We start from the raw sequence: 25,027 nt of genomic DNA on the forward strand, positions 1-25,027 counted from the left end.
CGAAGCTAACATTAGCCGCGCGTCAGCTTGCGGTGGGTGACCCTATGCGGTCGAGCGGCGTCGACACCGAGCCGTTCCACCTTGTTCTCCTCGTAGGCGCCGAAGTTGCCCTCGAACCAGAACCACTTCGCCTCGTTGTCGTCGTCACCCTCCCACGCCAGGATGTGCGTGCACGTGCGGTCAAGAAACCAGCGATCGTGCGAAATCACCACGGCGCAGCCGGGGAAGTTCAGCAGAGCATTCTCCAGCGAACCCAGAGTCTCGACATCCAGGTCGTTCGTCGGTTCGTCGAGCAGAATCAGGTTGCCGCCCTGTTTGAGCGTCAACGCAAGGTTGAGCCTGTTGCGCTCCCCGCCGGATAGCACACCGGCCGGTTTTTGCTGGTCCGGTCCCTTAAACCCGAATGCCGACACGTAGGCCCGTGACGGCACTTCGGTTTGACCGACCTGGATATAGTCCAGACCGTCCGAGACAACCTCCCAGACGGTCTTCCGCGGATCGATGCCAGCACGGGCCTGGTCCACGTAACTCAGCTTGACGGTCTCGCCGACCTTGACGCTGCCGCTGTCCGGTGTCTCGAGCCCGACGATGGTTTTGAACAGTGTGGTCTTGCCTACCCCGTTGGGCCCAATGACGCCGACGATGCCATTGCGGGGCAAGCTGAACGACAGGTCCTTGATCAGGGCGCGCCCGTCGTAGCCCTTATCGAGGTGGTCGACCTCAACCACCACGTTGCCTAGGCGGGGCCCGACCGGGATCTGAATCTCCTCGAAGTCGAGCTTGCGGGTCTTCTCCGCCTCGGCTGCCATCTCCTCGTAGCGCTGCAGGCGCGCCTTGCTTTTGGCCTGGCGCGCCTTGGCCCCGGACCGGACCCAAGCCAACTCCTCGGTCAACCGCTTTTGCAGCTTCGCGTCCTTGCGGCCTTGCACCGCGAGCCGCTCGGCTTTTTTCTCCAGATAGGTCGAGTAGTTGCCCTCATAGGGGTAGGCGCGGCCACGATCGAGCTCCAGGATCCATTCCGCGACGTTGTCCAGGAAGTAACGGTCGTGGGTGACCGCCAGGATCGCACCGGGGTAGCTGGCCAGATGCTGTTCGAGCCACTGCACACTTTCCGCGTCTAGGTGGTTGGTCGGCTCGTCGAGCAACAACAGGTCGGGTTTGGACAACAGCAGTTTGCACAGCGCCACCCGGCGACGCTCGCCACCGGATAGGTTGGTTACCGGCTCGTCGGCCGGCGGACAGCGCAGCGCATCCATGGCCTGCTCGAGCTCCGCGTCGAGGTCCCACGCGTCGGCGTGGTCCAGTTCCTCTTGCAGCCGACCCATCTCTTCCATCAGCTCGTCGGTGTAGTCGGTGGCCATCAATTCGGCGACCTCGTTGAAGCGGTCGAGCTTGATCTTGATGTCCCCCATGCCCTCTTCCACATTGCCGCGAACGGTCTTGTCCTCGTTCAGCGGCGGTTCCTGTTGCAGGATGCCCACGGTGGCGCCGGTGGCCAGGAAGGCATCGCCGTTGTTCGGCTTGTCCAAACCGGCCATGATCCGCAAGACGCTCGACTTACCGGCCCCGTTGGGGCCGACGACACCGATCTTGGCGCCCGGATAGAAACTCAACGTCACGTCGTCGAGGATCACCTTATCGCCGTGCGCCTTGCGGACCTTCTTCATCGTGTAGATGAACTCAGCCATGCCGCGGTGTTGCCTTTCTGGTCCTTCGGGTTACCTCGCGAACCATCCTAGGCACCGCCGGGGCAGCATCGAGGCGACCCCTAAGCCGATATGGGCAGGGGGTTGTGGCCAGTGATGGCGTCGTCGACCACGACATCGGAAACCGAGTCGGCTGCCGACGCTGGGGCGTCGGCGGCACCGGCCGCCCCGGTCCCCGTGGCGGCCGGGAGATCACCGGCGCTTGGACCGGTGTAGGCCGGCTTTTCGATGCGCACGATCACGCGCGACAAATCCGGCCCTACCGACGTCGCCCGCATCTCCAGCGACGAGCGACGAATGCCGTCCCGGTCCTCATATTCACTGGTGTACACGTGTCCCACCACAATCACCGGTGCGCCCTTGCCCAATGCTGCGCCCACCCCGGTGACCAGCCTTCCCCAGCAATTGACGGTGATAAACAGCGAGTTGCCGGGCTCCCAACCGCCGTCGCTGGTGCGCCGGCGCGAATTGCTGGCCACCCGGAACTTGACGACCTCTTGATCACCGACTTTGCGGCGCTGCAAATCGTTGACGATGTGACCGACCACGGTCAGTGGCGTTTCGAACATTTGCTCATTCCTTTCCTAGTTGCGTTGGCACAGTTGCGTTGGCACCGGGTGATTCCGCGAACTGCCCACGCATATGCCGAGTGCTATTCACCTCGGCCACACCGACATTTGCCGGGATGAGACCGTCGCCGCGCGCAATCCTGTGAATGAAGCGGTAACTGTGGATTAACCAATTAATTGGCCGCTTGGCCTGCAAACCTGGGAACCAGACCGAAACCTCGCTCAGTATTCACAAAACGGTCCAATGGGGCAGGGTGACGGCGATAACATCCCAATGACCGTGATTCTTCGAACCATGGCGACGTACGGGCCACGACAACCTGCCATCGAAGGGGCGACGACAATGAAGACAAGGAACCCACGGACGCTGCTAACCTGGCTGCTCGGCGCGATAGTTACTGGGTTGTACGTGGTTTTCGCTACGGGCTGCCAATTGCAAGCGCCCGCGCCTCCCACTCCGGAAATAGGTTGGTCGGGCCCGCAGGCTCCACTGCCGGCGCCGGATGCGGCGCCAACGCACCTCGGCGTCTAGCCGATCGCGGCGGACAAGTCGCCCGGCACCCAGGGCGAGCAGGGCTTCACGACAGCTAGTGAGCTATAGACGACTTCGTGTTAGCGCCGCTGGCGGGGACGTTGGCGCTGATGGGGATCGAGTTCCTCAGCTGCCCGTGGACAAGAACCGCACCCCGCAGCGAGTCGGCATGGACACTCGCGACGCCGCCACGAGTCTGGCGGTGTACGCCCATTGCGCGCGTCACGCGCCCACTGACCCAGTTCACTGGGGTGCCGTTCGCCGTGCTCGCGGCGGCGCTCACGGCGCTGCATCTGACGGCATGGCGCACCGCATTCGGTTTTTCTGAGCGCTGGGAAAATGGCCAGCCGTCTGGCTCATGGCGTCTACGCAACGCCACGCCCCCAACACGTTCTTAGATTCGGTCGCGTCCTTGACGCGCTTTGAACTCGCGGGCGACGAACTGGTTGCGCGCGATCTGCTCGACATAGTCGAAATCCCGCAGAATGTTTCGTAACTCCCGCCGGAAGGCGACCCTACGTTCGGCGAGGTCGGCCGCCGGCGCTATCAGCTCCTGATCGACGGCGACCTGGCGTGCAGTGGCGAACAGCAGCGTCGATACCGGTTCGCTGCTGCGGACCCGGCCCTGTGCCACAAACTGACGGCCGAGGCCGAGCGCCAGCTCCGTCAACTCCTCAGGACCGATGTCAGGCGGAGCATCGCGCAACACGTCGGCAACGATCTCATAGGCTTCGAAGAAGACCCGCAACATCGCGTCCGACATCAGCGGCCGTTTGGCATACAGCATCGCGTCGATCTCATTGCCCCCGACGCCAAGATGATCCTCCCAGTCTTGGTGCCAGGCCATCTCTTGGGCGATGTTGGCCCGAAACGCCGTGGAATCCGCGAAATAGAAGTCGAACTTCAGCAGATCCCGCAACCGCATCGCCTGGGCCCAGAACGCGGCGACGCGGTCACCTTCGGCGTGCTTGGCATGGGCCAGCGCGAGCTCGACGATCGAGGTCTCCAAAAACGCATGGATCACCGAGTTCCGGTAGAACGCCGCGGCGTGCTCGTCGTCAGGCGCTATGTACCATACCGGCTCCCGGCCACTGTCGACCCGAGTGACCGGGTGGCCGTTGGACAACGCGTCCGCCGCCGCACGGACGCCTTCGCGCGAGCGCAGTCGCAATGCGCTTGTCGAAACCGGCGATTGTTTGCGTTCCAGATAGTCCAGTGAGTCCTGCAACGTGTGGTGCAGCTGGTCGAGCGTCAACGCGGTGCCGCGGGTGGTGAGCAGCAGTGCGGACACCAAACCCGTCGCGGTCACCGGCGTCGCCTGCAAAATCCTCCAGGCCACCTCGAACGACATCTTCTGCAACGCAAGCCGTTTCGCGGCCGGATCCTGGGTCAGCTCGCCGTGCGGTGCGCCGAGGTACTGGCGCATCGAGACCGCTTCGGGGAAGCGAACGTAGATCTTGCCGAAGTTGTGTTCCCCCTGCGCCTTGATGAAGTTGTAGAGCCAGCGCAAACCTTCGGGCGTCTTCTCCGCGCCACGCGCGTAGGCGGCGTATTCGGTGATCTCGTGCAGCTGATCGAAGCAAATCGAAACCCCCTGCAGCAGGATGTCGTCACTGCGGCCGTCCAGGTAAGCATCGGCCACGTAGCTCATCAAACCGAGCTTGGGCGGCAACATCTTTCCGGTGCGCGACCGGGTGCCTTCGATGGACCAGCTCAGGTTGAACCGCTTCTCGACCACGTAGCCCACGTACTCCTTGAGCACGTACTTATACAGTGGGTCGTTGCCGATATTGCGCCGGATGAAGATCATCCCCGAGCGCCGCATGAGGGGTCCCATGAGACCGAACGACAGGTTGATGCCGCCGAACATGTGCACCGGCGGTAACCGGTTGTCCTGCATGGCCACCGGTACCACCACGCCGTCGATGTAGGACCGGTGCGAGAACAGCAGGACCGCCGGATGAGCCTCCAGTGCGGCGCGCATCGCCGCGACCTGATACTCGTCGTAGTCGAATTCCGGATCGAAGCCGCGGCTAGCCAGCCTGCCGAGGACGGAAACCAGGTCTACCGACACCTGGCTCCATCCGGTGGAGAGTTCGTCGAGCATCTTCCCGGCATCTTCGACCGTGGCGCCCGGAATCCGGTCCAGGCCGGCACGAAATCGTGCGGACGCCAACATCTCCGGCTTCACCAGCCGGGGAGATTTGTATTGCGGTCCAAGGATCCGATATTCGGCGCGCGCCAGCGCCAACAGCGCTCGGCGGCTGACGAACTGGGCGAAATCGCGCTTGTGCTCTGCCACCGTGGTATCGCGCCACTGCTGGCGCAGTTCGGACACCTTGGCCGACTCGCCGGCCACCACCCGCGCGCGCCTGGGATCGGTACGCAGGATGCGACGCTGCTGACGCTGGCTGGGATGGTAGGGATCCCGACCCGGGAGCAGTGCTGCCACCTTGCCCGCCCGGCTGCGATCGGCGGGAGGCAGCCAGATCACCCGAACCGGCACGATAGAACGGTCCTCGCCAGATTGCGGGCTGGATGCGAAGCCGGGCTCGAGCTGCTCGACCAGTGCCGTCAGCGCCGCCGGCGGAGCGTTGCGCGGTGGCAGCTTCAATATGTCGAACTTCGAGTCCGGATGGCGTGCACGCTGCTGGCCCAGCCAGCCCATGATCAGCTCCATCTCGACCGGCGTCGCCGTGGAAGCCAGCACCAGTGTGTCCTCGGCAGTAAGCACCGCGCTGGCATCGGCCGCCGGTTTGGTCACGACCGTCCTTTGGCGCTAGAGCTTGGCGATGCGGAGGCCTCACCATCCTTGCCAGCGATCTTAGATTCGCTGGGTTTGGCCTTCGGCGATGCCTTCTTTGTAGCCGCCTTCGTCGCGGCCGCGCCTTTATTGGCGGCGCTTTTGGCGGGAGCCTTCTTAGCCGGCACCCTTTTCGCGGTGGCCTTGGCGACCTGAGCCCTGGCTTTTCTGGCGGCCTTCTGCTCGGCGTACAGATCGACCGCGGGCAACCCATCGACCGGCCAGTCCGCCAGCGTGTCCAGATACAGCTGGCGCACCTCGGCGATACGATCCGGCAGGGCGTCCAGGGTCCAGTCATCGACCGGAATCGGCGGAAACACCGCGACGTCGACCGTGCCAGGATTGATCGTGGTGGAGTTGCGCGAGGCGACGATCTCCGCATTGCGGATCACGATCGGCACGATCGGGATCTTCGCGGCCATGGCGATACGGAAGGGCCCCTTCTTGAATGACCCGACTTCGGTGGTATCCAACCGGGTACCTTCGGGAGCGATCACGATCGATAGTCCATTGCGGGCGCGCTCCTCAACCGTGTGCAGTGTCTCCACCGCGGCGACCGGATCATCACGGTCGATGAACACACCGTCCAGCAACTTCCCCAGCGTGCCCATGATCGGGTCGCTCGCCAGTTCCTTCTTGCCCACCCCAACCCAGTTGTCGCGCACCAGCGCACCGGCAATGACCGGGTCAACCTGGTTGCGGTGGTTGAAGATAAAGACGGCGGGCCGCTGGGCGGTCAGATTCTCTTTTCCGATCACATTCAGGTGCACGCCGCTGGTCGCCAGCAGCAGCTGAGAGAAGGTGGAGGTAAAGAAATTCACGCCGCGGCGCCGGCTACCGGTCAGCACACCGATCCCTACCGCGCCGGCCGCGACCGGGACGATGGTGCTCAGACCGGCAAGTGTCCGCAACTGCCGCCGGATGCCCACACCGCCGCGACTGTTGAACTTCAAGATCGGCCAGCCCCGTCGCTTGGCGACCGCGGCCATCTTTCCTTCCGGATTGGTCGGTCGCGGATTGCCCACCAGATACATCAGGGCGACGTCCTCGTCACCGTCGGCATAGAAGTAACTGTCTTTGAGATCGATGTCGTGCTCGGCCGCAAAGCGTTGCACCGCAGTGGCTTTGCCCGGACCCCACAAAATTGGCTTCAGCACACCCCCGGTGAGTATCCCGTCCTCGTTGGTCTCGAACTTGTTGGTGAGCATGTTGTTGATCCCCAGACAACGTGCGACTGGGCCAACTTGGATGGTCAGCGCCGACGAGCTGAGGACCACGGTGTGGCCGCGGGCCACGTGAGCCCGGACCAGTTCCCGCATTTCCGGGTAGATCCGGGACTCGATCCGCTGGGCGAATAGCCGCTCGCCGATTTCTTCCAGGTCGGTCAAGAGCCGCCCGGCCAGCGCCGCGGCGGCCTTTCCGATAAGGTCTTCGAACTCGATTCGCCCGAGCGTGTGATTCAGGCCGGCCTGAACCATACCGAGCAGCTCGCCCACGCCCATATCGCGGCGCCGCAGCCTCTCCTGGGTGAGGATGACGGCCGTGAAGCCGGCGACCAGCGTGCCGTCCAGGTCGAAAAACGCACCGACCTTCGGGCCGGCAGGACTGGCCAGAATCTCGGCTACCGAACCGGGTAGGCGCAAATCCGGCGCCGACTTCCGCGTCGCCCGCTCTTCCCCCTGCTCGTCAGCGGCGCTCATGAGCCCGACACCGATCGAGGCACTGAACCGGCTCCTTGAGTATCGAACGACGCCGGCAGCACACGCGGTGCCGGATCACCGGCCAGCGCAAGGATTTCGTCGAAACCCGCCTGCAGGCATTGAGCGAACAACTCGTCGTTTCGCACCGACGCCCTGTCGTAGCGCACCGTGACGGTGCACCACCCGCCCCGGGAAATTAGCACTACCATCATCGCCACACCGGGCAACGGTCCATTACCGTACTGCCGCAGTATCTTCGCGCCGGCAAGGTAGGTATCCCCTGGGTAGACCGGAACATTGCTGGCTTGCACATCGGAACCGATCACCGAACCGGTGATCCCCTCCAGCACGGCCGTCGGCAAGACACTCAGCACCGGTGCAATGGAACCGATGATGTTCATCGCGGGCTCGTCGCGACGCTGGGTCATCTGCGCCCGGATCTTCTTCATCCGGGCCACCGGATCGATAGTGCCCACCGGCGCCGCCAGGTTGACACCGGTGAACTGGTTGCCGCCGGCCGCATCGCCCTCGGCCCGCAGGTTGACCGGCACCGCCATCGGCAGCGTGCTGATCGGCACGCCCAGGGCCTCGTGGTAGCGGCGCAGCGCGCCACACAGACCCGCAAGGTAGGCGTCGTTGATCGACCCGCCGCCGGCCTTTGCGGCCTTGTGCAGGTCGGCGAGCCGGATGTCGATGGCCTCGGTACGGGTGGTCAGGCTGCGCCGGCGCAGTAGGGGTGAGGGTTCAGCAGCTCGGTTCAGCACCCGGATGCCCGACCTGGCGTAGCCCAAGATCCCCGACACGGTGGACACCGGTTCCAGAACAGCCCGCCCGGCCATCGATACCGCCCCGGACAGCGCGTCCAGGACACCGCCGACGACAGCAATTGGCAGGTGGTTGATGCCCCGGCGCATCAGGTCATTGGGGGACAGATCCTCCGGAATGGGTTGCGGCGGCGTCGACCTAGGTGGTGGATCGCGCTCGAGGTCATAGATCTGCGCGAACATCTCCACGCCGCCGACACCGTCGGTGACCGCATGGCTGACGTGCAGCAGCATCGCCGCTCTGCCGTCAGCCATACCCTCCACCAGGGTGGCCGTCCACAGCGGGCGCGATATGTCCAGCGGCGACTGCAGAATCACCTCGGCGAGATCGAGCACTTCGCGCAACGTGGCGGGTCCGGACACACGCACCCGACGCACATGGAAGTCCAGATTGAAGTCCGGATCCACCACCCAGCGCGGGGCCGCGGTCGGCAAGGTCGGCACCACCACCTTCTGCCGCAGCCGCAACACCCGTCGCGAGGCGTTTTCGAATCGGGTCCGGAAGCGATCCCAGTCCGGCGTGCCGTCCAGCAATTCCAGCGCCATGATCCCCGAACGAGTCCGCGGATTTGCCTCGCCCCGATGCATCAAATAGTCGACCGGCCCAAGCTCGTCGGACAACCTGGGGGACTCGCCGGACTCAGCCATGGCCACGACCCCGCGCGGGTTGGGCAACTCGACGCACAAACTCTGTCACCGCCGATCAGACCTCCTGCTTCAAACCCGCCACCGCCACGCACCACAGTGCCAACACAACGCTAGTCGCGATGACGCGGTGGTGAAAGCCGATGCGGGCCATGATCCACCCGCAGCACCGATGCCGCGGCCACGACCGACGAAACCTCGTGTTGGGCAGCCGAGTTGGAACGGCCAAGCTCAGCTGGCCGGAGGTGACGACAGCGCCAGCGAACCCTTGCGAGCACCCATCCGTCGCCCGTAGATCACACCCAAGAAGTCCGAGACCGCTTCGGCGACCATCCGCGATCGGACCGTGGCGGCGAGGTCGAACGCGTGGTGGGCGTTGGGGAGCTCAGCGTAGGACACCGTCGCGGCACCCGCGTCGCGCAGCGCCGCGCTGAAGGCGCGAGATTGCGCGCTCGGCACCATCGGATCCTTCTCACCGTGCAACACGAAGAACGGCGGAGCCTCGCTGTGGACGTACGAAATCGGCGACGCCGCCTTGAACAGCCCCGGGTTGTCGACGTAGCGGCTACGCATCACGAAGTGCTCCAGGAACGGCATCATCATTTCGTGCATATTCTCGGCGTTGGTGAGGTCGTAGACGCCGTAGTAGGGCGCCGCGGCTTGTACCGCCGTGTCGGCGCTTTCGAAGCCCGGCTGCAGCGCCGGATCATTCGCCGAAAGCGCGGCCAACGCGGCCAGGTGCGCACCGGCGGACCCGCCGGTGATCGTGATGAAATCCGGATCGCCGCCATAGTCGGCGATGTTCTCGCGAACCCACGCAATCGCCCTCTTCACGTCCACAATGTGCGCCGGCCACGTGCACCGTGGGCTCTTGCTGTAGTTGATCGACACACAGATCCAGCCGAGTTCCACCATCCGGCTCATCAACGGGTAAGCCTGAGGGCGTTTGCCGTTGATGGTCCACGCCCCGCCCGGGACCTGGATGAGGACCGGAGCCCGGCGGCCGGGCGCTAAATCGGGACGCCGCCAGATGTCGAGTAGATTCTCGCGGCCGCCGGGCCCGTACGGGATGTCGGAGGTCTGGGCCGCATAGCGGCGATGGGGTCCGGGAATGTGCGGTAGGTTCAGCAGCCCGCTGCGCCGGGCAGCCTCTGACTGTTCGCCGGTCGGATGCCACACTAGGTCACGGAAATCCGGGCCGAAAGCGTCCACGAGCGCCGCGTGCAGGATTTGATCCGCCCGCTGCGCCGCCCAGCTGGTGCCAAACCGGCCGATCGAGCGTGGTGATATGCGGGACAGCGCGTGGCCGGTGACGACGCGGGCCGGAAACTCCGCGGACAACCATCCTGCGACCCAACCGATGGCGCACGGTGATCCACGCAGCAGCAGGGCGCCGGCCCGGCAGGTGTCTCTGGCGTCGGCCGCCAGCTGCGCTCCCTGGCGCAATGCCTCGGCGCCGGCCCGCGAGCACCGCGAAGTCACGCTGGCGATGTGCATAACAAAGCCCACCCCTCGACGTCAGGCACACGCATCGTTGCGGTAAACGGCTGGTTGCCAGCCGGTTTTGTACGTGTGTCGAGGATCACACAATAACCAATAATTGACGTGGCGGTAGACCTTTCGCGCGTGTGGCGTCTGGAAAAATTCCTCGACGGCCACCGTTAGATAAACTGACCTGCGCATCGCCTCCGTAGCTCAGGTGGATAGAGCAAGGGCCTTCTAATCCCTAGGTCGCACGTTCGAGTCGTGCCGGGGGCACTGTGGAAATAGCAGGTCAGCATGGTGGCGTGGCTTGACACCGCCTCGTTATGGGTCGACGCCCAGAGTCGCCTTCAAACTCAAACCACGGAGGTGCCCGATGGCCCAATACGACCCGGTCTTGCTCAGCGTCGACAAGCACGTTGCGCTCATCACGGTCAACGACCCGGACCGACGGAACGCCGTCACCGACGAGATGTCGGCGCAGTTGCGTGCGGCGATCCAACGCGCCGAAGGCGACCCCGACGTACACGCCGTAGTCGTGACCGGGGCGGGCAAGGCCTTCTGCGCCGGGGCCGACCTGAGTGCGCTGGGCGCCGGGGTCGGCGATCCAGCCGAGCCGAGATTGTTACGGCTCTACGACGGTTTCATGGCCGTCAGTAGTTGTAATCTGCCCACCATCGCCGCGGTCAACGGCGCGGCTGTGGGCGCCGGACTCAATCTGGCGTTGGCCGCCGATGTGCGCATCGCCGGACCGGCCGCATTGTTCGACGCCCGCTTCCAAAAGCTGGGACTGCATCCAGGTGGCGGCGCAACCTGGATGCTGCAGCGAGCGGTGGGTCCGCAGGTCGCCCGTGCGGCCTTATTGTTCGGCATGTGCTTCGACGCCGAATCCGCTGTGCGGCACGGCTTGGCGCTAATGGTTGCCGACGATCCCGTCACCGCGGCGCTGGAGCTGGCCGCCGGGCCCGCAGCCGCCCCGCGCGAGGTCGTGCTGGCGAGCAAAGCCACCATGCGCGCCACAGCCAGCCCCGGATCGCTGGACCTTGAGCAACACGAACTCGCCAAACGCTTAGAACTTGGGCCGCAGGCGAAATCGGTCCAGTCGCCCGAGTTCGCCGCTCGCTTGGCTGCCGCTCAACACAGGTAGCGCCTACCAGCCTCGAGGGTTTCCATGGCGTGCCCCAGTCCGAAGCTGCTGCTGCTTGACTCCGCGCGCTGGGCCCGAGCGCGCGCTGTTGTACGGCCCAAACGGCGTGTCGGTGTACAGTCGCGCGCTCGCGGCTTCAGTCCGGCCCCCCGACTCCGGCAGGCCCGACGGCGCCCAGCGCTAGCCGGGCGCGCCGGCCATGCCTTCGGTGCCGGAAACGCCAGGGGACCCGGGGCCGTTGGTGAGGCCCCCCGCGCCTGCCTCACCGCCGCTACCGCCCGCGCCACCGGCACCGCCTGCGCCGCCCGCGCCACCGATACCGTCAGCGCCGCTGACTCCTGCGGCACCGCTGAGGAACCCTCCGGACCCACCCGCACCGCCGGCAATACCGCCAGCGCCACCGTTACCGCCGTTTGCGCCGTTGCCCCCGTTGCCGCCCGTCCCGCCGGCCCCGCCGATGGAGTTCTCATCGCCAAAAGTACTGGCGTTGCCACCGGAGCCGCCGTTGCCGCCGTCACCGCCAGCCCCGCCGACTCCACCGGCCCCACCGACTCCGCCGCTGCCACCGTTGCCGCCGTTGCCGATCAACATGCCGCTGGCGCCACCCTTGCCACCCACGCCACCGGCTCCGCCCACCCCGCCGACACCAAGCGAGCTGCCGCCGGAGCCACCATCACCACCTACGCCACCGACCGCCCAGACACCAGCGACCGGGTCTTCGTGAAACGTCGCGGTGCCACCACCGCCGCCGTTACCGCCAACCCCACCGGCAACGCCGGCGCCGCCATCCCCGCCGGCCCCGGCGTTGCCGCCGTTGCCGCCGTTGCCGAACAACAACCCGCCGGCGCCGCCGTTGCCGCCCGCGCCGCCGGTCCCGCCGGCGCCGCCGACGCCAAGGCCGCTGCCGCCCTTGCCGCCATCACCACCCTTGCCGCCGACCACATCGGGTTCTGCCTCGGGGTCTGGGCTGTCAAACCTCGCGATGCCAGCGTTGCCGCCGCTTCCCCCGGGCCCCCCCGTGGCGCCGTCACCACCGATACCACCCGCGCCACCGGCGCCACCGTTGCCGCCATCACCGAATAGCAACCCGCCGGCGCCACCATTGCCGCCAGCTCCCCCTGCGCCACCGTCGGCGCCGGAGGCGGCACTGGCAGCCCCGTTACCACCGAAACCGCCGCTACCACCGGTAGAGGTGGCAGTGGCGATGTGTACGAAAGCGCCGCCTCCGGCGCCGCCGCTACCACCCCCACTGCCGGCGGCTACACCGTCGGACCCGTTGCCACCATCACCGCCAAAGGCGCTCGCAATGTCGCCCTGCGCGACTCCGCCGTCGCCGCCGTTGCCGCCGCCGCCACCGGCAGCGGCGGTACCGCCGTCACCACCGGCACCGCCGGTGGCCTTGCCCGAGCCTGCCGTCGCGGTGGCACCGTCGCCGCCGGTGCCACCGGTCGGCGTGCCGGCAGTGCCATGGCCGCCCGTGCCGCCGTCGCCGCCGGTTTGATCACCGATGCCGGACACATCTGCCGGGCTGTCCCCGGTGCTGGCCGCGGGGCCGGGCGTGGGATTGACCCCGTTTGCCCCGGCGAGGCCGGCGCCGCCGGTACCACCGGCGCCGCCATGGCCGAACAGCCCGGCGTTGCCGCCGTTACCGCCCGCACCCCCGATGCCTGCGGCCACGCTGGTGCCGCCGACACCGCCGTTGCCGCCGTTGCCCCACAACCACCCCCCGTTCCCACCGGCACCGCCGGCCGCGCCGGTACCACCGGCCCCGCCGTTGCCGCCGTTGCCGATCAACCCGGCCGCGCCTCCGCTGCCGCCGGTTTGACCGAACCCGCCAGCCGCGCCGTTGCCACCGTTGCCAAACAGCAACCCGCCGGCCGCGCCAGGCTGCCCGGGTGCCGTCCCGTCGGCGCCGTTTCCGATCAACGGGCGCCCCAAAAGCGCCTCGGTGGGCGCATTCACCGCACCCAGCAGACTCCGCTCAACAGCGGCCTCAGTGCTGGCATACCGACCCGCGGCCGCAGTCAACGCCTGCACAAACTGCTCGTGAAACGCTGCCACCTGTACGCTGAGCGCCTGATACTGCCGAGCATGGGCCCCGAACAACCCCGCAATCGCCGCCGACACTTCATCGGCAGCCGCAGCCACCACTTCCGTCGTCGGCATCGCCGCGGCCGCATTAGCCGCGCTCACCTGCGAACCAATACTCGCTAAATCCAAAGCCGCAGTTGCCAGCAGCTGCGGCGTCGCGATCACCAACGACACCTCGCACCTCCCGATACCCCATATCGCCGCACCGTGTCCCCAGCGGCCACGTGACCTTTGGTCGCTGGCTGGCGGCCCTGACTATGGCCGCGACGGCCCTCGTTCTGATTCGCCCCGGCGCGCAGCTTGCTGCGCGAGTTGAAGACGGGAGGACAGGCCGAGCTTGGTGTAGACGTGGGTCAAGTGGGAATGCACGGTCCGCGGCGAGATGAATAGGCGGACGCCGATCTCCTTGTTGCTGAGTCCCTCACCGACCAGTAGAGCCACCTCAAGCTCTGTCGGTGTCAACGCGCCCCAGCCACTTGTCGGGCGTTTCCGTGCACCGCGGCCTCGTTGCGCGTACGCGATCGCCTCATCGATCGATAACGCAGTTCCTTCGGCCCAGGCATCGTCGAACTCGCTGTCACCCATGGATTTTCGAAGGGTGGCTAGCGACGAGTTACAGCCCGCCTGGTAGATCCCGAAGCGGACCGCTCCCATGCGCCCCCGGGCCGCGTCGGCCGCGCCGAACAGCCGCACCGCTTCCCGGTTGCTGCCGGCATCCGCCATCACCGAGGCGAGGCACTCGAGAATGTCGGGGACCCATAGGTATGCCCCAATGGACGCGGCCACGCCGAGGGCGTCGTGGGCATCGCGCTCGGCCCGGTGGCGATCCCCTTGGGCGATCTCGATGCGGCAACGGGTAGTCAGGGCGCGGGCGCGGTGCACGCCACGAGTGATCGACGCTGCGCCGTCGGCCAATCGGTGCGCCGCGTTCAGATCACCTCGCGCACACGATATTTGAGCCGAACTGGTGGGGTCGTTGATGATCGCCGCCGCGCTGGCACCAAAGAATCGCGTTGCCGATTCGCGGGCGTGTTCGGCGGCCGCGACGTCACCGGCGGCCAGGGTCGCGAAGACCAGCGCGGAGCAGGCCGAGCCCGACAGCACCGGGCTGAGTCCAACGGCGGTGTCGATGCTGGCTTGGGCGGCGGCGGCCGCCTCGGTGTCGCCGCGGTGCGCTAACGCGTGCGCCAAGCAAGCCTGGCCCGCGCAGCTGCTAACCATGTCGTGCGCGGCGTCGGACTCGCCGATCACCTCGCGCGACAGGCCGACCGCTGCCTCGAGGTTGCCCTGCCAGAGATTCGCCGCGGCCAGCGCCCAGCGACATGAACGTGAAAGGAATGCATCACCAATCTCGTCGGCGAGGCTTCGTGCCTCCTCGCCCGCCGCGCGGGTCGCGCCCGGGTCACCCTCGCCGGCGAACCCGACATAGGCCTGCCAGGCCAGAACCTCGGCCAACCGCCACTTGTCGCCCACCGCCCGGGCCAGGCCGACGGCCTCGGCCAGCCACGGTCGCGCCAGATCCGCGTTGTAGGCGGCGACACCCCCGCACGCGGTCAGCGCCCGCGCCAGCAGGGCCGGATCCTCGATGTCGCGCGCTATAGCCAGCGCCTTCTGGGCATCATCTAGGCGGTCGGTGATGCCGGCCACGGCATCTATCAGGGCCCGGTCGGCCAGTGCCCGCGCATACAACCCAGGGTCGGCCCCCGCCGGATGTGCATCGTGGTCGGCCAGGGCGGCGGCGAACCAGGCCAGCCCCTCTTGCAGGCGGCCCCGGGCACGCCACAACGGCTGCAGACATGATGCCAACAGCAACGCGTGGCCGGTATCGCCATTCTCGCGGCTGAACGCGAAAGCGGCCCGTAGGTTGTCGATCTCGAGCTCGGCCTGGTTGAGCCGGCGTTCATGGCCGGCCACCGAGGGGGCGTCAAGCCCGGCGGCAACGGCCGCGTAGTGGTCGCGGTGTCGCGCACGCACGGCATCGGCATCGCCGGATTCACGCAGCTTCTCCAACGCATACTGGCGCACCGTCTCTAGCAGGCGGTAGCGCGTTCGGCCGTCGCTGTCGTCGGTCACCACCAGAGACTTGTCTGCCAGCAGGCTGAGCAGATCGACCACCTCGTAGCGCTGAACGTCACCGCCGGCGGCTGCCGCTTGGGCACCGTCGAGATCAAACCCGCTCGGGAAAACCGCCAGTCGCCGAAACAGCACCTGCTCCGGTCCGGTCAGCAGCGCATGTGACCAGTCGACGGAAGCCCGCATCGTCTGCTGGCGGCGCACTACGCGATCCACCGGTCAGCAGGCGGAACCGGTCATGCAAGCTGTCGACGATTTCGGTCAGCGCCAGGGCACGCACCCGCGACGCTGCAAGTTCGATCGCCAGCGGAATGCCGTCGAGTCGGTGGCAGATCTCGGTCACCAGGGCGAGGTTGTCGGCAGTGATCTCGAGTTCGGGCCGCGCCTCACGAGCGCGGTCGGTGAACAACTCGATCGCCTCGCCGTGCCCCAGCGGGGGAACCCGCCAAATCTGCTCACCGGCCACCGCGATCGGTTCCCGGCTGGTCGCCAATACCCTCAGCGCTGGGCACGCCCCGAGCAACGCGACGATCAGAGCCGCGCACCCGTCGAGCAAGTGCTCGCAGTTGTCCAGCACTACCAGCATGCGCCGGTCGCCGATACGCCGCACAATGGTGTCCACCGTCGAGCGGCCCGGCTGATCCGGTAACCCCAAAACCCGCGCCGCCGCGATCGGCACCAGCGCCGGGTCGGTGATCGGCGCCAGGTTGACATACCAAACCCCGTCCGGATAACCGTCGGCAACGGCGCTCGCGACCTGTGTCGCCAGGCGTGTCTTTCCGACCCCGCCGACACCGGTAAGGGTGACCCACCGTTTGACGTCCAGCAGCCCACGGACTTGCGCCACTTCGTCGACGCGCCCCACCAGCCGAGTGAGCTGGGCCGGAAGACAGTGCGCACCAACGACTTTCCGGGTCCGCAGCGGCGGGAACGCGTTGTGCAGATCAGGGTGACACAGCTGCACCACCCGTTCCGGTCGGGGCAGGTCGTCCAGCCGGTAGGTACCGAGGTCGTTCAGCCACGCGTCCTTGGGCAGCAGGTCAGCAACCAGATCGCTGGTAGTTCCCGACAACACGGTCTGGCCCCCGTGGGCCAGCTCGCGCAGCCGGGCGGTGCGGTCGATGGTCGGCCCTACGCAGTTGCCCTCGTCGGGTGACGACACCTCCCCGGTGTGCATGCCGATGCGCAGCCGGATCGGTGCCAGCGGCGCCCGCTGCAAGCCCAGGGCGCACGCCACGGCGTCGGATGCGCGGGCGAACGCCACCAAGAAGCTGTCGCCTTCGCCCTGTTCGACCGGGCAAACCCCGCGGTGCTCGCGAACCAATTCGGTCAGCGTTCGGTCCAGTTTGGCGATCGCCGTCGTGTCAAGCTGAGACCCCGGCAGGTGGGTCGCGCCCTCGATATCGGCCAGCAGCAACGTCACCGTGCCCGTCGGTACAAGCTCGCTCACACCATCTGCGCTCCAGTCCACAGGTACCACGTCGACGCCGGGGTGAATCTTGCTCATGCTAGCCAGCATCGAGCCAGCGCGTAGCGCATTACATCGGCACCTGCGCCTAGATTGCTCGAAATCTCTTGGCCGCCGGTCCATGTGTTCTACGCGCTTTAGTCGATGCATTCGGCGACCGGCGTGCCATCGCGGCGGACCTACAGTGCCCGTGCTGTCCGCTGGCAATTGTGAGTCCCCCAGTGCTGGCAGCATCGCCCGCAAGAACCGACACGACCGCATCGTGGGCGGTGCCGTCGAAGTCGCCGGCTGACCGATCGGCGGAGTCACCGGCCCGATGGGGTTTCCGAAGGCTAGGGAATGATGACGATGGGGCGGCCGCCTCGGCCGCCTTCGCCGTAACCCCCAACCATGCGGAAAACGAGCCTAGCGTCGCCCGGCCGCGCAGAGCGAGCCATCGCGGTGGCGCCAACGACAGGAAGCGATCCGGATTCTCTGACCATGGTGGGTGTTCTGGCTACGTGACGTTAACGGAGATGGAGGGGCCGCCTTCGCCGCCTTCACCGCCGGAACCGCCGGAGCCAGGGTCGCCCCTCCCGTTGCCGGAGCCACCCGACTCGCCCGACGAGCCGACGCCGCCGGAGGTCAAGCCACCGGCACCGCGTCCGCCGTCACCTCCGCGCCCGCCGCCCCCGCCGTCACCGCCGCCGATGCTGCGAGGCGGAGGGGCGCCGAAGCCGCCGGAGCCGCCGGTCCCGCCGTCGCCTCCGTCACCACCGGGGGCGCCACCGTCTCGCCCGGCCCCACCCAAGCCGCCGTTGCCGCCGTTGCCACCCGGCCCGCCGTCGCCTGCATCAGCAAAGCTGCCGTTGCCGTCCCCACCGTGACCGCCGTTCCCGCCGTCGCCTCCGTCACCGCCGGGGGCGCCGAAGCCGGCCTTGCCGTGCGCGCCACTTGTGGAACCGAAACCGCCTTGTCCGCCGGGGCGGCCCCCCCCGCCGTCGCCGCCGTCACCTCCGTCGCCGCCAGGCTCTCCGTCAAAATCCGCGAGATAGGTAAAGCCGTCACCGCCCAAGCCACCATTACCAGCGTCCCCGCCCGACCCGCCGTCACCGCCGTCCCCGCCAACGCCTCGATTGCCGACCTCGCCGGCGGGTGCCGACCCGCCGGCCCCGCCGTTTCCGCCGGCGCCGCCCCACCCGCCGTAGCCACCGTCGCCGCCGTCGCCGCCGTCGCGGCCCGTCGTTTCGTTAATGTCAAAGCCGTCAACGCCGTTACCGCCGACCCCACCAGCCCCGCCTAGGCCTCCGGCCCCGCCGTCACCACCGTCGCCGGTCTGAGTTCCGCCGGCGCCACCGGCCCCGCCGTCGCCTCCCGCCCCACCGCTGCCGCCGTCGAAGCCGTCGAAGCCCTTTAGGTCGGAGTCGGGCGACCAACCCGCGCCACCGGCCGCGCCGTTGCCTCCCTGGCCGCCGGTTCCGCCGCCGCCGTTCATCCCGGCGTCGCCGCCCGCCCCGCCGTGTCCACCAACCCCGCCGCCGCCGCCGGGGCTGCCGCCCCGGCCAGCCCCACCTTGGCCGCCGGCTCCGCCGTTCCCGCCGTCGCCCAGAAATGCTCCGCCGGCGCCACCAGCCCCACCGGCGCCACCAGCCCCACCGTTGCCGCCAGCAACGGTGAGCCCTCCGAGGGCACCGTGCGCGCCGTCGCCACCCTTGCCGCCGTCACCGCCGTCACCGATGTCGCCGGCGTCACCGCCCTTGCCTCCAGCCCCACCGGCCCCGCCATCACCGCCGAGAGCTTCGGCAGCGGTGCCGTCGGCCCCATCACCACCGGCTCCGCCGTCCCCGAATAGCCCGGCGTTGCCGCCGTCACCGCCCTGGCCGCCGTCGCCGCCGGCCGCGGCGGCCTTGGCACCGTTGCCGCCGACGCCGCCGTCGCCGCCGGTCAGTGGCCCGTGTTTGCTGGCGTCCACGCCGTTGGCCGCGGAGGTGCCGTTGCCGCTGTCACCCCCCAGACCGCCGCGACCGCCTGCGCCGGGGTCACCGCCGTTACCGCCCGCTCCGCCGGCGCCGCCGACGGTGATACCAATGCCGCCGTTGCCGCCGGCCCCGCCAACGCCGCCGGCGCCGCCGAGTCCGCCGTCGCCACCGACCCCACCGGTGCCGTGACTGCCGACCGTCCCCGAAGGTGCGGCCCCGCCGACCCCACCGTCCCCGCCATGTCCACCGACCCCGCCGGCACCGCCATCGCCGCCACCACCGCCGGCCCCACCGGTGCCGCCGATACTGTCGATACCGTTGGCGCCCCTGGCCCCGGCCCCACCGCTAGCGCCCACACCGCCGTTGCCGCCGGCCCCGCCGTTGCCGCCGGCACCGCCGTCACCCGACACCGACCCACCGGCGCCACCGGCACCACCGGCACCACCGGCACCGCCGGCCTGCCCCGCGTCGCCCTGACCCCCGTTGCCTCCCGGTTGGCCGAGGGCGAGGGCATCTGAACCAGGCGCGCCCGAATTGGCCCCGTTGGCGCCGGCCGCGCCATCGCCACCATTGCCGCCGGCGCCACCATCGCCGACCCGGCCGGCATTGCCGCCGTCGCCTCCGTTGCCCCCGGCGCCGCCCGCGACGCTGGCTTGCGCACCGTTGCCACCGTTACCACCGTTGCCGCCGCTGCCGGGCCCGTGGTCGCTGGCGTCCACACCGCTGGCCGCGCGGGTGCCGTTGCCGCTGTCGCCGCCCAAGCCGCCGAGGCCTCCCGCGCCGGGGTCACCGCCGTCACCGCCGTCCCCGCCATCACTGCCATGACCGCCGTCACCGCCGTTGCCGCCGGCTCCGCCGAGCCCGCCGTCACCGCCAACGCCGCCGACACCGTGGCTGCCGACCTGACCCGCGGGTGCGGCCCCGCCGGCGCCGCCATCACCGCCGGGCCCGCCGTCACCGCCAACGCCGCCGACACCGCCGTCGCCGCCTTTCCCGCCGGCGCCTCCAACGGCCTCAGCGCTGTCGGCGCCGGAGGCGCCCTTGCCGCCGCCGCCACCACTAGCTCCGGCACCACCCGCACCGCCGGCCCCGCCCTTGCCACCGGGTCCACCGTCGCCCGACACCGACCCACCGGCGCCACCGGCTCCGCCCGCACCGCCCGCGCCGCCGGCCTGCCCCGCATCGCCTCGACCGCCGTTGCCGCCACTACCTAACGCCGAACTCCCGGCACCACCGTCACCGCCGGCACCGCCCGCGCCGCCACCGCCAACGCCGCCTTGACCGCCGTTGGCCTCGCTTCCTTCGCCCGGTTGCCCCGAGAGGGTGCCGTCGGCGCCGTCCTCACCTACGTTCGCGCCATTCGCACCGGCCGCGCCGCTACCACCGTCGCCGCCGGCCCCGCCGTCACCGACCAACCCGCCGTTACCACCGGCACCGCCCTTGCCGCCGTTCGCGCCAGCCACGGTGGCGTCGGCGCCGTTACCGCCCTTGCCGCCGTTGCCACCACTGTGCACGGTAGCGCCGGTCGCGCCGGTCACACCCTCGGTGGCGCCGGCGCCGCCGGCGCCACCCTTCCCACCGGCGCCTGGGTCACCACCATCGCCGCCGGCCCCACCGTCACCATCCTTGAAAGCCATGTCGCCGCGGCCACCGCTGCCCCCGTTACCGGGCGCCCCACCAGCCCCGCCGGCACCACCGTCCCCGCCAACACCCTGGCTGCCCGCCCGACCCGCAGGTGCGTCACCGCCAGCCCCACCGGCCCCACCGTCACCGCCGCGACCGCCGGCTCCGCCATCACCACCGTTGCCGCCGTCAGATACGAGCACAGCATTGAAACCGTGAGCTCCGTTACCACCGGCCCCGCCGGCCCCACCGTTGCCGCCGGCACCGCCGGCCCCGCCATCGCCGGCGTGGGCCCCACCCGCGCCGCCGGCCCCACCGGCCCCGCCGTTACCTCCATCCTCACCGGGGGTACCGGATGAACCCAGGAAGATCGCCGTCATATCGGCATAGCCGGCACCCGCGGCTCCGTCACCGCCATGACCGCCGGCCCCACCGTCACCGACCAACCCGCCGTTGCCACCGGCACCGCCGTTACCGCCATGACCGCCGGCGACCGGTGCGTGGGCGCCATTGCCACCTTTGCCGCCGTTGCCGCCGCTGACCGGCCCGTCGTTGCCGGCCGCCAGACCATTGGCCCCCGCGCGAGCACCGGCGCCGCCCGACGCCCCCCCGGCTCCGCCAGCCCCACCCAGGCCCGGGTCGCCACCGTGACCGCCGGCCCCGCCGTCACCGGCGGCCAGCCAACTGCCACCGTTGCCGCCGGCACCGCCGTCACCAGGCGCTCCACCCAGCCCCCCACCCCCGCCAGCCCCGCCGTCTCCGGCCCGGCCGACATACCCCAATAGTCCAGCCGACCCGCCAGCACCCCCGGCGCCGCCCACGCCGCCGTTTCCGCCGGCACCGCCATTGCCGCCGGCGCCGCCGTCACCGCCGGCCGCCGAGATACCGGCCGGCCCATTTATTCCGGTAGCCCCGGCACCGCCGGCACCGCCGGCCGCACCGGCACCACCGGCCCCGCCGACACCGCCAACGCCACCGGCGCCGCCGTTACCGAGAAGCCACCCTCCCCGACCACCGTTGCCGCCCACCCCACCGGCACCGCCATCGCCCCCGTCCGACCCTGCCAAACCGTCACCGCCGGCACCGTCGTCCGACCCGGCAACACCAGCCGCCCCATCCTGACCGGGCGTAGCACCGTTGGCCCCGGCCGCACCTACACCACCCACGCCGCCAGCGCCCCCATGACCAAACCACCCCGCGTTACCGCCCGCGCCGCCGGCGCCACCACCAGCCCCACCGGCACCACCGGCGCCGCCGTTGCCGAACAGGCCCGCGTTGCCACCCGCCCCGCCGGCGCCACCACCAGCCCCACCCATACCGCCGACGCCGCCCCCACCCGCCAGCCATCCACCCGTCCCGCCGGTACCTCCGGGTGCGCCCGCCCCGCCCGCGCCACCGGCGCCGCCGATCCCAAATAACCCGGCCGCCCCGCCGGCGCCGCCCACCTGCCCGACGGCACCGGCAGCGCCGTTGCCGCCATTGCCGAACAACAATCCACCGGCCCCACCGGGCTGCCCAGGCGCTGTCCCGTGCGCACCATCGCCGATCAGCGGGCGTCCCAGTAGCGTCTGGGTGGGCGCATTCACGGCTCCGAGCACGACTCGCATCGCCGCGGCGTTGGCGATCTCGGTGGCCGTGTACCACCTCGCGGCCGCGGTCAGCGTGTGCACGAACTGGTCGTGAAACGCCGCGGCCTGCGCACTTAGCGCCTGATACTCCTGAGCGTGCGCGCTGAACAACGCCGCGATGCCCGCCGACACCTCGTCGGCGCCGGCGGCCACCACTTCCGTCGTCGGCATCGCCGCGACCGCACTAGCCGCGCTCACCTGCGAACCAATACGCGCCAGATCAAAAGCCGCAGTTGCCATCATCTCCGGCGTCGCGATCACATATGACATCTCGCACCTACCCAATAGCCCGACCGTCGCCGCGCCGCTCCCGCTGCGACTAGTGACCCCTTGGTCTCTTGAGCCAGCGACCCCAACTACCGCCGCGACAGGCCTTGTTCTGATTTGCCGCGACGACCTCCCAGGTGGGTCGAACCCACTCTGTCGGCCAGCAGCAATGCCACCGAACCCGCCGCCACCGGATTGCCCACGTCGTCTTTGCTGACTTTGCTGCAGTCCAGAGGTGCCACGTCGGCACCCGGGTCAATCTCGCGCATGCCAGCCAGCATCGAGCCAGCGGGCACCGCAATACATCAGCACGTGTGACTAGATTGCTCCGAATTCTGTCGAACGCGGGTCCGCGTGATCTGCGCGTTTCGGTCGATGCTTTCGGCAGCCCGGCCTCCGATCATTAACGAACCCGAGACGAGGAGAGCGCCATGGTCGACACGAGCGCGCCCGCCAGCCGGCTGGACACCGATCCGCGCCGCGCTCATGTGAGTCTTAGTAAGCACCCCTACCAGATTGGAGTTTTCGGGTCCGGAACAATTGGTCCGAGAGTCTACGAACTGGCCTATCAAGTCGGTGCCGAGATCGCAAAGCAAGGCCACATTCTCATCAGTGGCGGGATGACTGGCACAATGGAAGCCTCCTCACGGGGTGCGTCGGACGCCGACGGCCTTGTCGTCGGCGTCCTGCCGGGCGACAAGTTTACCGATGGCAATGCCTATTCCACGATAAAGATTCTGAGCGGTATGCAGTTTGCTCGTAACTACATAACAGGTTTGAGCTGCCACGGAGCAATTGTCGTCGGCGGCTCGAGCGGCGCCTATGAAGAAGCCCGTCGTGTCTGGGAAGGCCGTGGCCCCGTGGTGGTTCTAGCGAACAGCGGATCGCCAACGGGTGCGTCTGCGCAAATGCTGTCCATGCAGGAAATCTTTGGGGTCGCCTTTCCGGAGGACAAACCCAAGCCCTGGCGAGTCTTTTCGGCGGCAACCCCCGCCGAATCGGTGTCGCTTGTCATTGGCCTGATCCGGAAAGGATATGCCCAACATGAGCCGTAGGATAATTAACGAGTTCGGAGTACAGATCTACGGGGCCACGATAGGTGACACCTGGGCCGGGCTGGTCAGGGCGGTGCTTGACCTTGGGTCTCAGTGTTTTGACGAAGACCGAGAGCGTATAGCGCTGTCCAACGTCCGCATCAAGTCTTCGGTGCAGAATTATCCCGATCTCACTATTGAAGAACATTGCAACAGCGACCAACTAAAGGCCATGCTAGATTTCATGTTCAACACCGATACCATGGAGGATATCGATGTGGTCAAGAGCTTCAGTCGTGGCGCAAAAAGCTACCATCGCCGGATAAAAGAAGGACGAATGATTGAGTTCGTAATTGAGCGACTGAGTCTAATTCCGGAAAGCAAGAAAGCAGTGGTCGTGTTCCCGACTTACGAGGATTACGCGGCGGTCATGCGTAATCATCGAGACGATTACTTGCCTTGCCTTGTTTCGATACAGTTCCGCTTGTTGCCAGACGGCAAAGATTACGTCTTCCACACGACGTTCTATTCGCGGTCCATGGACGCCTGGCAAAAAGGTCACGGCAATCTTTTGTCTATCGCCAAGCTATCGGATTGGGTGCGAGAGAACGTCAGTGCGCGCATTGGGCGCAAGATCATGCTTGGCCCGCTTGATGGCATGATTTGTGATGTTCATATCTACAAGGAGACGTATGCAGAGGCTTGCAAGCGTTTGGCCAACCTCGACCTTAGGCGAACACAATTTGACGCGGTGCGGAATTAGTGAGGACGCTAAGCCTCCCCAGCTGATGCGTTGATGCGCTAGCATCAGGGCTGTGCGAACGACACTTGACCTTGACGACGATGTGATCGCCGCGGCACGTGAACTTGCCTCCAGCCAGCGCCGCTCGCTCGGCTCGGTGATTTCCGAACTCGCACGCCGTGGTCTCATGCCCGGACGCGTCGAGGCTGACGACGGGCTGCCGGTGATCCGCGTTCCAGCCGGGACCCCGCCGATCACACCGGAGATGGTCCGTCGCGCGCTCGATGAGGACTGACGCGGGTGGCGCTGCTCGACGTCAACGCATTGGTCGCGCTGGCGTGGGACTCACACATCCACCACGCCCGGATCCGCGAGTGGTTTACCGCCAACGCCACGCTCGGCTGGGCGACTTGCCCGCTCACCGAAGCCGGCTTCGTGCGGGTGTCGACGAACCCAAAAGTACTTCCCAGCGCGATCGGGATCGCAGACGCTCGACGGGTCCTCGTGGCACTACGCGCCGTGGGAGGCCACCGCTTCCTGGCTGACGACGTATCGCTCGTCGATGACGATGTTCCGTTGATCGTCGGTTATCGCCAGGTGACCGACGCCCATCTGCTGACACTCGCCCGCCGGCGCGGCGTCCGCCTGGTCACCTTCGACGCCGGTGTCTTCACCCTCGCCCAACAACGCCCCAAGACGCCAGTGGAGCTGCTGACCATCCTCTAACCAAAGCTG

At 68.0% G+C, this 25,027-nt stretch carries 16 protein-coding genes, 1 tRNA gene and 1 pseudogene; 6 read left to right on the forward strand and 12 right to left on the reverse strand.

What is annotated here, in order from left to right; genetic code table 11:
* Positions 1–11 precede the first annotated feature (11 nt).
* The 7 genes from ettA to lipQ all read right to left on the reverse strand — a co-directional run bounded on the left by ettA (position 12) and on the right by lipQ (position 10,276).
* Complete coding sequence (gene ettA, locus FF952_RS13165) at positions 12–1,688, reverse strand: energy-dependent translational throttle protein EttA (RefSeq protein ID WP_031680796.1); 1,677 nt, start codon at positions 1,686–1,688, stop codon at positions 12–14.
* Positions 1,689–1,768: 80 nt separating this feature from the next.
* The gene (locus tag FF952_RS13170; RefSeq protein ID WP_003900529.1) at positions 1,769–2,275 is read right to left on the reverse strand and encodes a single-stranded DNA-binding protein; all 507 of its coding nucleotides are present in this window, start codon (positions 2,273–2,275) and stop codon (positions 1,769–1,771) included.
* Positions 2,276–2,862: 587 nt separating this feature from the next.
* Positions 2,863–3,186, reverse strand: a complete 324-nt coding sequence (locus FF952_RS13175) for a hypothetical protein (protein ID WP_003902275.1) — start codon at positions 3,184–3,186, stop codon at positions 2,863–2,865.
* A gap of 15 nt (positions 3,187–3,201) precedes the next feature.
* A complete protein-coding gene (locus FF952_RS13180) occupies positions 3,202–5,571 on the reverse strand; it encodes a glycerol-3-phosphate 1-O-acyltransferase (protein WP_003904848.1) in 2,370 nt (789 codons plus the stop codon).
* Positions 5,568–7,310, reverse strand: coding sequence for an HAD-IB family hydrolase/lysophospholipid acyltransferase family protein (locus FF952_RS13185; protein WP_031656826.1), 1,743 nt, complete (start codon positions 7,308–7,310; stop codon positions 5,568–5,570). The genes FF952_RS13180 and FF952_RS13185 overlap by 4 nt, the downstream gene beginning before the upstream one ends.
* Positions 7,307–8,782, reverse strand: coding sequence for a WS/DGAT/MGAT family O-acyltransferase (locus FF952_RS13190; protein ID WP_003904849.1), 1,476 nt, complete (start codon positions 8,780–8,782; stop codon positions 7,307–7,309). Before FF952_RS13190 ends, FF952_RS13185 begins: the two co-directional genes overlap by 4 nt.
* Before the next feature lie 228 nt (positions 8,783–9,010).
* Entirely contained in the window at positions 9,011–10,276 is a 1,266-nt protein-coding gene (lipQ, locus tag FF952_RS13195; protein ID WP_003412725.1) for an esterase LipQ, read from the reverse strand.
* A gap of 187 nt (positions 10,277–10,463) precedes the next feature.
* On the opposite strand from lipQ, the gene FF952_RS13200 reads away from it, so the two are divergent.
* Both FF952_RS13200 and FF952_RS13205 read left to right on the forward strand, forming a co-directional pair.
* Positions 10,464–10,537 (forward strand) — tRNA-Arg (locus FF952_RS13200).
* A 100-nt stretch (positions 10,538–10,637) separates the two neighbouring features.
* Entirely contained in the window at positions 10,638–11,408 is a 771-nt protein-coding gene (locus tag FF952_RS13205) for an enoyl-CoA hydratase (protein WP_003412728.1), read from the forward strand.
* A 180-nt stretch (positions 11,409–11,588) separates the two neighbouring features.
* Here FF952_RS13205 and FF952_RS13210 read toward each other — a convergent pair whose 3' ends face one another.
* The 5 genes and pseudogenes from FF952_RS13210 to FF952_RS13230 form a co-directional block, all read right to left on the reverse strand.
* Complete coding sequence (locus FF952_RS13210; protein ID WP_003910913.1) at positions 11,589–13,673, reverse strand: PE family protein; 2,085 nt, start codon at positions 13,671–13,673, stop codon at positions 11,589–11,591.
* Positions 13,674–13,754: 81 nt separating this feature from the next.
* Positions 13,755–17,091, reverse strand: a pseudogene (locus FF952_RS13215) (LuxR C-terminal-related transcriptional regulator).
* Positions 17,092–17,128: 37 nt separating this feature from the next.
* A complete protein-coding gene (locus tag FF952_RS13220; RefSeq protein ID WP_003899346.1) occupies positions 17,129–17,428 on the reverse strand; it encodes a hypothetical protein in 300 nt (99 codons plus the stop codon).
* A gap of 108 nt (positions 17,429–17,536) precedes the next feature.
* Complete coding sequence (locus FF952_RS13225; protein WP_286450848.1) at positions 17,537–22,519, reverse strand: PE family protein; 4,983 nt, start codon at positions 22,517–22,519, stop codon at positions 17,537–17,539.
* Positions 22,520–22,605: 86 nt separating this feature from the next.
* Positions 22,606–22,812: a hypothetical protein gene (locus FF952_RS13230; RefSeq protein WP_003899347.1), complete on the reverse strand. Its 207-nt coding sequence runs from the start codon at positions 22,810–22,812 to the stop codon at positions 22,606–22,608.
* Positions 22,813–22,947: 135 nt separating this feature from the next.
* Between FF952_RS13230 and FF952_RS13235 the strand changes: the two genes are divergently transcribed.
* Genes FF952_RS13235 through FF952_RS13250 form a run of 4 tightly spaced genes read left to right on the forward strand, consistent with a single transcriptional unit; the run spans position 22,948 to position 25,018 of the window.
* Positions 22,948–23,571: a TIGR00725 family protein gene (locus tag FF952_RS13235; RefSeq protein WP_003900858.1), complete on the forward strand. Its 624-nt coding sequence runs from the start codon at positions 22,948–22,950 to the stop codon at positions 23,569–23,571.
* A complete protein-coding gene (locus FF952_RS13240; protein WP_003901416.1) occupies positions 23,561–24,313 on the forward strand; it encodes a thymidylate synthase family protein in 753 nt (250 codons plus the stop codon). Before FF952_RS13235 ends, FF952_RS13240 begins: the two co-directional genes overlap by 11 nt.
* 52 nt (positions 24,314–24,365) lie before the next feature.
* Positions 24,366–24,587 carry an antitoxin gene (locus tag FF952_RS13245; RefSeq protein ID WP_003412749.1) on the forward strand — a complete coding sequence of 74 codons (222 nt, stop codon included), beginning with the start codon at positions 24,366–24,368 and terminating at the stop codon, positions 24,585–24,587.
* 5 nt (positions 24,588–24,592) lie between these two features.
* A complete protein-coding gene (locus FF952_RS13250; protein WP_003412752.1) occupies positions 24,593–25,018 on the forward strand; it encodes a type II toxin-antitoxin system VapC family toxin in 426 nt (141 codons plus the stop codon).
* The last annotated feature ends 9 nt before the right edge of the window (positions 25,019–25,027 follow it).

Origin of the sequence: Mycobacterium tuberculosis complex sp. N0072, assembly GCF_030323725.1 — a bacterium.
Lineage (GTDB): Bacteria > Actinomycetota > Actinomycetes > Mycobacteriales > Mycobacteriaceae > Mycobacterium > Mycobacterium tuberculosis.

What these genes read in the sequence shown, in the direction of transcription:
- FF952_RS13170 (WP_003900529.1), bottom strand. Translation starts at nt 2,275, where the DNA reads ATGTTCGAAACGCCACTGACCGTGGTCGGTCACATCGTCAACGATTTG.
- FF952_RS13205 (WP_003412728.1), top strand. Translation starts at nt 10,638, where the DNA reads ATGGCCCAATACGACCCGGTCTTGCTCAGCGTCGACAAGCACGTTGCG.
- lipQ (WP_003412725.1), bottom strand. Translation starts at nt 10,276, where the DNA reads ATGCACATCGCCAGCGTGACTTCGCGGTGCTCGCGGGCCGGCGCCGAG.
- FF952_RS13240 (WP_003901416.1), top strand. Translation starts at nt 23,561, where the DNA reads ATGAGCCGTAGGATAATTAACGAGTTCGGAGTACAGATCTACGGGGCC.
- FF952_RS13225 (WP_286450848.1), bottom strand. Translation starts at nt 22,519, where the DNA reads ATGTCATATGTGATCGCGACGCCGGAGATGATGGCAACTGCGGCTTTT.
- FF952_RS13190 (WP_003904849.1), bottom strand. Translation starts at nt 8,782, where the DNA reads ATGGCTGAGTCCGGCGAGTCCCCCAGGTTGTCCGACGAGCTTGGGCCG.
- FF952_RS13235 (WP_003900858.1), top strand. Translation starts at nt 22,948, where the DNA reads ATGGTCGACACGAGCGCGCCCGCCAGCCGGCTGGACACCGATCCGCGC.
- FF952_RS13185 (WP_031656826.1), bottom strand. Translation starts at nt 7,310, where the DNA reads ATGAGCGCCGCTGACGAGCAGGGGGAAGAGCGGGCGACGCGGAAGTCG.
- ettA (WP_031680796.1), bottom strand. Translation starts at nt 1,688, where the DNA reads ATGGCTGAGTTCATCTACACGATGAAGAAGGTCCGCAAGGCGCACGGC.